The organism is Streptomyces sp. NPDC090106 (assembly GCF_044747265.1).
In the GTDB taxonomy this organism is placed as follows: domain Bacteria; phylum Actinomycetota; class Actinomycetes; order Streptomycetales; family Streptomycetaceae; genus Streptomyces.
The window spans coordinates 462345-473622 of the sequence record NZ_JBIVDS010000007.1; the positions used below are offsets into that span (position 1 = coordinate 462345).

At 74.5% G+C, this 11278-nt stretch carries 5 protein-coding genes and 1 pseudogene; 3 read left to right on the top strand and 3 right to left on the bottom strand.

Translation table 11 applies throughout. The annotated features are described in order from the left end of the window. Nucleotides 1-38 precede the first annotated feature (38 nt). Together ACIPSE_RS24695 and ACIPSE_RS24700 are read left to right on the top strand one after the other, a co-directional pair. Complete coding sequence (locus ACIPSE_RS24695; protein WP_401666095.1) at nucleotides 39-392, top strand: aldehyde dehydrogenase family protein; 354 nt, start codon at nucleotides 39-41, stop codon at nucleotides 390-392. A 41-nt stretch (nucleotides 393-433) separates the two neighbouring features. Further along, nucleotides 434-1783 (top strand): annotated as a pseudogene (locus ACIPSE_RS24700) (MFS transporter); the annotation flags it as partial. A gap of 202 nt (nucleotides 1784-1985) precedes the next feature. On the opposite strand, the gene ACIPSE_RS24705 reads toward ACIPSE_RS24700, so the two are convergent. From ACIPSE_RS24705 to ACIPSE_RS24715, 3 genes are all read right to left on the bottom strand, one after another. Beyond that, the gene (locus ACIPSE_RS24705; protein WP_401665836.1) at nucleotides 1986-2420 is read right to left on the bottom strand and encodes a VOC family protein; all 435 of its coding nucleotides are present in this window, start codon (nucleotides 2418-2420) and stop codon (nucleotides 1986-1988) included. A gap of 76 nt (nucleotides 2421-2496) precedes the next feature. After that, nucleotides 2497-3165, bottom strand: a complete 669-nt coding sequence (locus tag ACIPSE_RS24710) for a Type 1 glutamine amidotransferase-like domain-containing protein (RefSeq protein WP_401665839.1) — start codon at nucleotides 3163-3165, stop codon at nucleotides 2497-2499. A gap of 213 nt (nucleotides 3166-3378) precedes the next feature. Continuing rightward, nucleotides 3379-4758, bottom strand: a complete 1380-nt coding sequence (locus ACIPSE_RS24715; protein ID WP_401665841.1) for a carboxypeptidase regulatory-like domain-containing protein — start codon at nucleotides 4756-4758, stop codon at nucleotides 3379-3381. Nucleotides 4759-4984: 226 nt separating this feature from the next. On the opposite strand from ACIPSE_RS24715, the gene ACIPSE_RS24720 reads away from it, so the two are divergent. Then, nucleotides 4985-11278, top strand: coding sequence for an amino acid adenylation domain-containing protein (locus tag ACIPSE_RS24720; RefSeq protein ID WP_401665843.1), 6294 nt, complete (start codon nucleotides 4985-4987; stop codon nucleotides 11276-11278).

The window sequence follows — 11278 nt, forward strand, 5'->3', positions numbered from 1 at the left end:
CCCCTCGACGGCCCCGGCCGCTTCATCGCCCGACCGTCCTGGTCGACGTGCCCGAGGGCGCCGACGCCGCCCGGGAGGAGATCTTCGGCCCCGTCGTCACCGTCGAGACCTTCACCGACGAGGACGAGGACGAGGACGAGGCCGTCCGGCGCGCCAACGACGTCCCGCTCGGCCTCTCCGCCTCGGTGCGGACCGAGAACGCCCGCCGCAGCCACGCGGTCGCGGCCCGCCTCGACTTCGGCACCGTCTGGTTCGACTCCCACCTCGTGCTGTCCAGCGAGGTCCCCTGGGACGGCTTCAAGGGCTCCGGCTACGGCCGTGACCTCTCCGCCTACGCCCTCGACGACTGCTCCCGCACCCAGCACGTCATGCACCACCACGCGCGCACGTAGCCGCCCGCCGGGGACCGCGACCGGTCGGTGTTGTCGCCGAGATGACAAAGAACGGCGCCGATTCGGCGCCCCGGTGCAGAGCCCCGCCCCGCCGTCACCCCCAAGAATCCTCCGTACCGCCCGTTCCGTCCGCGGCGAAGGGGGTGACGGTGGAACGTGGACGACTGAGCGCGCTGCTGGTGCTGCTCATGCTGACCGGATTCGTCACGACGCTCGACAACACGGTGATCAACGTCGCGTTGCCGACCGTGCAGCGTGAACTCGGCCTCTCCGTAGCGGACCTGGAGTGGGTGGCGAGCAGCTACGTGCTGAGCTTCGGCGCGCTGCTCCTGCCCGCGGGGCGGTTGACCGACCTGCTCGGGCGCCGCCCCGTCCTGTCCACCGGGATCGTGGTCTTCACGGCGGCCTCGGCCGCGGCGGCGCTCGCGGACAGCGGGGCGACACTCATCGCCGCGCGCACCGTGCAGGGGGTGGGTGCCGCGCTGGTCATCCCCGCCTCGCTGGCCGTCGTCGCCGCGGACCTCCCGGCGCACCGGCGGTCCATGGCCGTCGGGTTGTGGACGTCGGCCCTCGCGGTGGCGCTGGCGCTCGGTCCGGTGGTCGGCGGGTTCGTCACCCAACGCTGGTCCTGGGACTGGGTGTTCGCGCTCAACGTCCCCTTCGGCCTGCTGATGCTCCTCCTGGTACCCGCGATCCCGGCTGCCGGAACAGGCGGTGCGCCTCGGGGCGGGCTGGACGTGCCGGGCGTGTGCTGGTCCGTCCTGGCGCTGTACCTGCTGACCTACGGGCTGGTGCGCGGCGGCGAACACGGCTTCACCGCCGCGCCCGTACCGCTCTGCCTGGGCGTCGCCGCCGCAGCGGCCTGCGTGTTCGTCGCCGTGGAGGTCAGGGCCGCCCAACCCCTCGTCGATCTAAGGCTGTTGCGCGACCGGTTCCTCACCGGAGGGGTGCTCGCGCAGATGCTGTGGGGCATCGGCGTCAACGGGGTGTTCTTCTTCACGGCCCTCTACCTCCAGCGCGTCCTCGGCTTCTCACCGACGCGGGCGGGCCTCGCGTTCCTGCCCCTGGCCGGCGCGCTGCTGCTGTGCACCCCGCTGTCGGAGCGCGCCGCGCGGACCCTGGGCACACATGTGTCGATCGCCGCGGGCCTCGCGGTGGTGGCGCTCGGCCTGCTCCACGTGTCGGGCGCCGGACTCGGCGCGGGGTACTGGGACGTCCAGCCGGGCCTGCTGCTGATCGGCGCGGGCTCGGCGTTCACCACGCCGCTGACGGTGCGGTCCCTTCTGCGTGTCCCGGAACGCCGTACCGGGATGGCCACCGGCCTGCTCAGCGCGGCCCGCGAGGTCTCCGGTGTCTTCGGCGTGGTCCTGGTGGGCGTGGTGCTCACCCGCCGCGAACGCTCCGCGCTGCGGGCCGGGACGGAACCGCGCGCCGCGTTCCTGGCGGGCTACGACCTCGGCCTGCGTCTCGCGGCGTGCTGCGTCCTGGCCGGTGCGCTGGTCACCCTGCTCACCCTGCACCGACGTGGCCGCCACCGGCGGACCGCGGCCCGCGGACGGCCGCTGTCCGCCACCGCCCCCCGGCGACGGAGCCTCAGTCGAGACAGAACTCGTTGCCCTCGATGTCCTGCATCACGACGCACGACTCGTTGTCCTCATCGGCGTACAGCGTCCGCACGTGCGACGCCCCCAGCGCCATCAGCCGGGCGCACTCCGCCTCCAGCACGGAGAGGCGCTCCGCCCCCGTGAGCCCGGTACCGGCCCGTACGTCGAGATGGACCCGGTTCTTGACGACCTTGCCCTCGGGCACCCGCTGGAAGAGCAGCCGCGGACCCACCCCCGAGGGATCGCTGCACGCGAAGTACGCGACCTGCTTCTCGGGAGGCAGCGACCGGTGGTACTCCTCCCACGTCGCGAACCCCTCTGGGACCGCCGGCACGACATACCCCAGGACCTCGCACCAGAAGGCGGCGAGACGCGCGGGTTCCGCGCAGTCGAAGGTGACCTGGAACTGCTTGATCGTTGACATCGGCGCACCTTAGCAAGGGGCCCGCCCGGCCCACAGGAGGCGGTCACCTCAGCGCTCGACACCGCCATCGCGGCGCTCACGGGTGGAAGCGCCACCGGCCCTCGGTGACGACGTCCACCTCGTCGTCGCGGACGCGGATCGCCGTGTCGTCGTCGATGAAGTAGATCGGGAAGTCCGCCCGCGTGACGATGCGGTCGGCCCAGGCGTCGTCGCGTTCCGGGAAGTCCGGTGAGTACAGGTGGGGCTTGAGGTACCAGTCGAAGGCGTTGAAGGGGGATTCCACGGTCGTCGTGCCGAGGGCGTGGAGGTCCGCGGTGTCCCCGATGACGTCGGCGGAGTGCGCGGTGAGGTTCCGGCTGAAGATCATCGATCCGGCGCTCAACCCGACGTAGACCCGGTCCTCCAGTGCTTGCCGGAAGCCCTCGGTCAGCTCGTTGCCGCTGATGCTGCGGGCGAGGTGGTAGTGGTTGCCGCCACTGGCGTAGACGACATCGGCGCGCGACAGCCGGTCGAGCACCGACTGCCGCGGCAGGCCGTTCAGTTCCAGGATGTCGAACTCCCGCCAGCCCAGGGCGTGCATCCGGTTCATGTCCGAGAGGAGCCAGCCGTGGTCACCGGGCTCGGCCACGGACGCCGTGGGGACGTAGACCACGTTCGCCGACGAGAAGGGCTTGCCCACCATGTCCCGGAGCGCGTCCCGCAGGGTGTCGTTGCGCAGACCGCTCGATGTCAGCAGAAGATCCATCCGGCGAGCCAACCACGCCCGGCGGACACCCGCAACGCACCATCCTGCTCGGCTGCCGCCGGCACCCGGAACCGGCCTTCTCCGAGGGCGACTTCCCTGCTCCCCGCACTCGCGCGGCTCCACCCGGCGAGGCGCTCCACCAGCGCGGTGCGGGGCTCGCCCGTCCGGGCCAGGTCCAGGACGAGCGGACCGCCCGGTCCGCCTGAGCAGCGGCTACGCCGTCGGTTCCGTGGGCGTGGGCGCCCGGGTGGTCATGGTGGCGTCGGCGCGGATCACCTCGCCCGCCCGGAGCCGGTGGCGCAGGGCGACGGGCTCCTGGCCGGGGGCGGTCACCAGGATGTCGAGCCAGCCCTCGGGCAGACCCGTCACCGCGTAGGCGCCGTGCGCGTCGGTGGACGTGGACACCAGATGGCGTCCGCCGGGCGACAGCACGGCCGCGGTCGCGTACCGCACGGGCCGGCCCCCGGCGTCGAGGACGGTGCCCACGAGGTCGGGCGCCGGTTCCCCGAAGTGGTGCGGGTGGACGGGGAGCGGGGTCGGCACCGGCGACTCCACGGCCGGATCGTCCACCGGCGGCTCGGGCACGTCCCCTTCCGCCTCCCGCAGCGGGCGGAGCCGGTGCAGCCGGGCGTCCAGACCGAGCAGCGCCCCGCCCGCGGCGATCCACGCGCACAGCACGAGCAGCGGCCGGAGCAGTCCGGCGCCGTCGAAGTACAGGGCCGACCGCAGGGCGTCCACGGCGTTGCCCAGCGGCATGACGGCGTGGACGTACTGGAAGAACGGCGGGAGCATGACGGGCGGTGCCACGCCGCCGCTGGTGGGGATGCTCAGCACGATGAACAGGGTCATGCCCACCGCGGGGAAGAACTGGCGGGTGAAGGGCGCGATGCCGGAGGCGGACGTGGCGACCGCGGTGGTGAGCAGGAACGCCACGGGGAGCGTCGCCGGGTCGTGCGGCAGATAGCCGAGGCCCACGCCGACGCCGTAGCCGACGAGGGCGAAGACGGCGGAGACGGCGAGGATCGCGAGGAACCTGCGGCGGCGGTCGAAGGTGACGGCGCGCAGCAGGGTCGTGGCGAGGATGTAGCCCGGCACGCTCCAGGCGATGGCGAAGTAGACGACCGTGGTGCCCATGCGGTCCGCGGCCACGGTGGGGGCCACGTCGTCGACGGACAGGTGCTGCGACCGCTCGGCCGTGACGTCCGTGAACGTGGTCGTCAGCGCCTGTTCCAGCGAGGCGCCGTTCGCCTTGGCCACGAAGAGCACCGCGCGTTCACCGCTGACGAACCCGGCCACCGCCGTACGGTCGCGCACGGCCTGACGGGCGTGCGCGGCGTCGGGGACGGCGGTGACGTCGTACGCGCCCGGCCGGCTCTTCTCGAGCAGGGCGTCCACCTCGCGGGCCGCGTCGGCACCGGCCACCACCACCGGCGCGTGGTGGGGTTCGGGCGCGTGCAGGGCCGGGGCGAAACAGGTCAGGAAGCCGAGGAAGAGGACCGCGGGGAACCAGGCCGCCTCCGCCAGGGTCCGTGCCCCTGCGCGCGGGCCGCGCCGGGCCGGTCGGTCCTCGTGCTGCCCGACGTTGCTGCTCACGCCTCGTGTACCCGGCTTCCTCGTGCGACGGTCCCGCAGCCGAGCGGGCCTGTGTGTGTACGGTACAAGCATATCGGCCGGGGCTCTCCCGCCCGACGCTCGCACGCCCCCGACCTGCGCACAGCCGCTCCGGCAGCCCGCTCTGCGCGCGGTGCTGCGTCTTCTTCCCTATGGGCCCCCGGCCGCCGGCGGCAGTCTGCTGCAAAACACGGCTTGGAGGCTCAACGTGACAGCAGGACCGGCCCCCGAGAGGGCCCTGGACGGCGTCGACACCCGCACCGCATCCTTCGCGCAGCGCCGACTGTGGTTCATGGACCAGCTCGCCGGTTCCTCCAGCGGGTCCATGCTCCCGCTGGTCCTGCGCCTGCGCGGCCCGCTCGACCCGGACCGGCTGCACCGCGCCCTGTCCGCGGTCGCCGACCGGCACGAGGTGCTGCGTACCCGGTTCACCGCCGTCGACGGCGAACCCGTCCCGGTCGTCGACGCCCCGCGCGGCATCGCCCTGGAGCGCGTCGAGGCGACCGGCCCCGACGACCTGTACGCCCGCCGCCTCGGACGCCCCGTCGATCTCGCGACCGAGCCGCCCGTCCGCGCCGTCCTCGCCCGCGTCGCCCCCGACGAACACCTCCTGCTGGTCGAGGTGCACCACATCGCCGTCGACGGCTGGTCATGGGGCGTCCTGCTGGAGGAACTCGCCGCCGGATACCGCGGCGACCCCGTGGCCCCGCCCGCCCTCACCTACTCCGGCCTGGCCCGCGCCCAGGCCGAACGGCTCAGCGGCCCGCGCCTGGAACGGCTGCTCGGCCACTGGCGCGAGCGCCTGTCCGGCCTCACCCCCCTCGACCTGCCCACCGACCGGCCCCGGCCGCGCACCTGGGACGGCTCCGGCGACGTCGTCCGCTTCGACCTGCCCGCCGACCTGGTCACCGCCGTCGACGGCTTCGCCCGCTCCCGCCGCGCCACCCGCTACATGGTCCTGCTCGCCGCCTACCAGGCGCTCCTCGGCCACTGGGCGGGCCGCGACGACATCGCCGTGTGCAGCACCCTCGCCGACCGCGCCCGCCCCGGCACCGCCGCCCTCATCGGCCCGCTCGTCAACACCGTGGTCCTGCGCACCGACCTCACCGGCCGCCCCGCCTTCACGACCCTCCTCGACCGGGTGCGCGGCCGTGTCCCCGTGGACCTCGCCCACGCCGAGGCACCCTTCGACCTGGTCGTCGGCGCCCTCGGCGGCTCCCGCGACCTGTCCCGCCACCCCCTCGCGCAGGCCTCGTTCACCCTCCTCAACACCCCGATCCAGCCGGTGCGGATGCCGGACCTGGAGGTATCCCTGGTCGAACCGCCCCTGGCCGAGACCCCGCTCGACGTCTTCCTCGACCTCACCCTGCGCGCCGACGGCAGCATCGCCGCCCTGCTCCAGTACGCCACCGCCCTGTTCGACACCGCCACCATGCGGGTCTTCGCCCAGGCCTACACGGCCCTGGTCCGGGCCGTCCTCGCCGCCCCCGACACCCCGCTGCGGGAACTGGCCCGCACCCTGCCGCCGCGCCCCGGCACCCTGGCCCGGCCCCGCCCCGACTGGCACCGCGCCCCCGAGCACCCCGCCGCCCCCGCACCGCCCCTCGCCTTCCGCGGCAGCCCCGGCGCCACCGCGCTGCGCTGCGGCGACGACAGCGTCACCTACGCCGGCCTCGACGCCATGACGGGTGGACTCGCCGCCGCGCTCAACGGCGCGGGCATCGCACCGGGCGACGCCGTGGGCGTACTGCTGCGCCGCGGACCGTGGTCCGTCGCCGCTGTCGAGGGGATCTGGCGCGCCGGCGGCGTCTACGTGCCCCTCGACCCCGAACTCCCCGAGCAGCGACTGCGGTTCATGGCCCGGGAAGCCCGCCTCGCCTGTGTGCTCAGCGACCCGGCGACCGCCTCCGCCGCCGACGGCCTCGCCCCCGCGCGGATCGACGTCACCACCCTCGCCCCGGACGCCGACGGCCCCCGCCACCACCCGCACCCGCGCGAACTGGCCCACGTCATCTTCACCTCCGGCTCCACCGGCCACCCCAAGGCCGTCGGCGTCGAACACGCCGCCCTCGCCTCGCACGTGGCCGCCGCCCGCGCCCGCTTCGGCATCACCGCCGCCGACCGCGTCCTCGCCTTCGCGTCCTTCTCCTTCGACGCCTCCCTCGACCAGATCCTGCCCGCCCTCACCGGCGGCGCCACCGTCGTCATGCGCCCCGACGAACCCTGGCTGCCCACCCAGGTCCCCGAGATCGTCCAGCGGCACGCCCTCACCGTCGTCAACGTGCCCCCCACCTACTGGGCCGAACTCACCCTCTCCCTCGACCGCCGCCTCGCCGCCGCCCTCGGCACCCTGCGCCTGCTCGTCCTCGGCGGCGAGGCCGTCCCGCCCGACACCCTCGCCGCCTGGCGCGCCGCCGTCCCCCGCGTCCGCGTCGTCAACGCCTACGGCCCCACCGAGACCACCGTCACCGCCACCACCTACGACGCCGACGACCCGCCCGCCCACACCGTGCCCATCGGCCGGCCGCTGGGCGAGCGCCGGGTGTACGTCGTCGACACCGACGGCGAGCCCGCCCCCGTGGGCGTCGGCGGCGAACTCCTCATCGGCGGCACCGAAGTGGCCCGCGGCTACCTCGGCCGCCCCGCCCTGACCGCCGAACGCTTCGTCCCCGACCCCTACGGCCCGCCCGGCGGACGCCTCTACCGCACCGGGGACATCGTGCGCTGGACCCCCGACGGCGACCTGGAGTTCCTCGGCCGCCGCGACGACCAGGTCAAGATCCGCGGCTTCCGCATCGAACTCGGCGAGGTGGAGACCGTCCTGCGGGCCTGCCCGCTCGTCGCCCAGGCCGCCGCCCGCCCCGACCGCGCCACCGGACGCGGCCTCACCGGCTACGTGGTGCCCGCCCCCGACGCCCCGGCCGCACCGGACCGGGCCGCGCTGCGCGCCTGGTGCGCACGCCACCTCCCGCACCACGCCGTCCCCTCCGACTTCGTCGTCCTGGACGCCCTGCCCGTCGGTGTCTCCGGCAAGCTCGACCGGTCCGCGCTGCCCGACCCCGAGCACACCCGCAGCGCCACCGGCCCCGCCTACGCCGCACCCCGCGACGAGACCGAGCGGATCGTCGCCGAGGTCTGGGCCGACGTCCTCGGCCTGGAGCGGGTCGGACTCGACGACAGCTTCTTCGACCTCGGCGGGCACTCCCTCCTCGCCACCATGGCCGTCTCCCGGATCGCCCAGCGCCTGGGCCGCGAGATCGAACTGCGCACCGTCTTCGAACACCCCACCGTCCGAGGATTCGCCCCGCGCGTGGCCGCGGCCCGCGCCGGCGGCGGCACCGAGGTGGTGCCCGTCGACCGCGACCGGCCCCTGCCGCTCTCCTTCGCCCAGGAACGCCTGTGGTTCCTGGACCGCACCTCCGACCGGGGCGACTCCTACCTCCTGTGGTACTGCTGGCGGGTGCGCGGCGGCCTCGACCGCTCCGCCTGGCAGCAGGCCCTGGACGACCTCGTCGCCCGCCACGAGGTCCTGCGCACCGCCCTCGTCGAGACCGACGGCCGCCCGGTGCAGGAGGTGTGCGAACCCGTCGGCATCCCGCTCCACTGGGAACGCCTGCCCGAGAGCACCGACGGACGGGACCGCGTCGAGGAACTGCGCCCCGCCGCCGCGGCCTTCGCCACCCGCCGCTTCGACCTCGCCCGGCCGCCCCTGCTCCGCTCCGGCGTGTGGGAACTGGCCGACGACGACCACGTCGTGCTCATCGCCCTGCACCACGCCGTCACCGACGGCTGGTCCAAGGGCGTCCTGCTCGACGAACTCGCCCAGCACTACCACGCGCGCACCCGGCACCACCCCGCCGCCCTGCCGCCGCTGCCCGTGCAGTACGCCGACTTCGCCACCTGGCAGCGCGACCGCGTCGACAACGGCGCCCTGGAACCCCAACTCGCCTACTGGGAAAGGGTTCTGGAGGACACCCCGGTCCTGGAGCTGCCCACCGACCGGCCCCGTCCCGCCGCGTTCACCGGGCGCGGCGGCGCCGTCGAGATCGCCCTGCCCGACGGACTCGTCGACCGCGTCGACACCGTCGCCCGCGCGCACGGCGCCACCCGCTTCATGGTGCTGCTCGCCGCCGCCCAGGCGGTCCTGGCCCGCTGGACCGGCCAGAGCGACATCACGGTCGGCACCCCCGTCGCCGGACGCGGACGGCTCGAACTGGAGCCCCTCGTCGGCTTCTTCGTCAACACCGTCGTGCTGCGCACCGACCTCTCCGGCCGCCCCCGCCTCGGCACCCTCGTGGACCGGGTCCGTGACGTCGTCCTCGGCGCCTTCGACCACCAGGAGGTCCCCTTCGACAAGGTCGTCGAACGGCTGCGCCCCGAACGCGACCTGTCCCGCAACCCGCTCTTCCAGGTCATGGTCGACGTCCAGGACTCCTCCACCGGCCGCTCCGCGCTCCCCGGCCTCGACGCCACCGACCTCGCCCTCCCGTGGAACTCGGCCAAGTTCGACCTCACCGCCACCTATGTGGTCCGGGACGGCGCTCTCGCCCTCAACGTCGAGTACGCCGCCGACCTCTTCGACCCGGCCACCGCGACCCGCTTCGCCCACCACGTCGGCCGCGTCCTGCGCACCCTCCTCGACACCCCGGACGTCCGCGTCGACGAAGCGCCCCTCCTCTCGGCGGACGAACGCGAGAACCTGCTCACGGCCGCCGGACGCGCCACCGAACCGGCACCGCCCTTCACGGTGACCGGACGGCCCGACGCGACCGCCGTCGTCTGCGAGGACACCACCCTCACCTACGCCGGACTCGACGCCCGCACCGCGGGCATCGCCGCCGCCCTCACCGCCGCGGGCGCGTCCCCCGCCGACCGGGTCGGCGTGTGCGTGGGCCGGGGAACGGAAGCGGTCGCCGCCATGCTCGCCGTGTGGCGGACCGGCGGCGTGTACGTCCCGCTGGACCCCCGGCTCCCGCGGCAGCGCCTGCGCCACATGCTCCAGGAGGCCGGCGTGGGACACGTGCTGTGCGACGCCCGCACCGAGGACACCGTCGCCGCGCTCGGCGTACCGGCCGTCCGCGCCGACGCCGCCCCGCCGCTGCCCGACGGCCCCCGCCACACCCCCGCGGGCGACGACCTGGCCTACGTCGTCTTCACCTCGGGATCCACCGGCAGGCCCAAGGCCGTCGGCGTCCCGCACCACGCCCTCGACGCCCATGTGGCCACCGCCCGCGACCTGTTCGAGCTGACCGGCGACGACCGGGTCCTCACCTTCGCCTCGACCTCCTTCGACGCCTCCCTCGAACAGATCCTGCCCGCGCTGAGCACCGGCGCGAGCGTCGTCGTACGGCCCGACGAGATCTGGGCGCCGGAGGAACTCGCCGACCGCGTCGCCGCGACCGGGATCACCGTCATGGAACTCACCCCCTCCTACTGGGCGGAACTCGTGGCCCGCCTGGACGCGCTGGCTCCACGACTGGCCACGCTGCGGCTGCTGGTGACCGGGGGAGAGGCACTGCCCGCCGACCCGCTGGACCGCTGGTTCGCCCACCTGCCGGGCGTGCCCGTCGTCAACACCTACGGCCCCACCGAGACGGTCGTCTCCGCGACCGCGCACACCCTCCGCGTCCGCCCCGACGGCCGGGTGCCCATCGGCCGCGCCCTCGGCGCCCGCCGCACCTACGTCGTCGACCCCCGCGGTGACCTCGCCCCGCACGGCGTCCCCGGTGAACTCCTCGTCGGCGGGCCGGAACTGGCCCGCGGCTACCTGGAGCGGCCCGCCCTGACCGCCGAACGCTTCGTGCCCGACCCGCACGGCGCACCCGGCGGACGCCTCTACCGCACCGGGGACGTCGTACGCCGACTGCCCTCCGGCGAGCTGGAGTTTCTCGGCCGCAACGACGACCAGGTCAAGATCCGCGGCTTCCGCGTCGAACCCGGCGAGGCCGAGGCCGTCCTGCGCGCCCACCCCGGCGTGCGCGGCGCCGCCGTCCTGGTCCGCGCCCCGCACGGGGAACCCGCCCTCGTCGGGTACGTCGCCGGCGACGGCCTCTCCGAGGAGTCCCTCGCCGGTCACTGCCGGGCCCACCTGCCCCACTACCTCGTGCCGTCCGCGTTCGTCCTGCTCGACGCCCTGCCGCTGACCGTCCAGGGCAAGCTGGACACCGCCGCCCTGCCCGAGCCCACGGCCCGGGAACCGCACACCCTCGTACCACCGCGCACCCCCGCCGAGACGGTCGTCGCCCAGATCTGGTGCGAGGTTCTCGATCTGCCCCGGGTCGGCGTCCACGACGACTTCTTCGCCCTCGGCGGGCACTCCCTGCGCGCCGTCTCGGTCGCCTCCCGGCTGCGGACCGCCTTCGACTGCCCCTTCCAGGTCCGCGACCTGTTCGAACACCCCACCGTCGAGCGGCTCGCCGCCGAGGTGGAACACCGTCTGCTGGAGCTGATCTCCCAGATGAGCGACGACGAGATCGACCTGTCCCTGACCGCCGACCTGTGA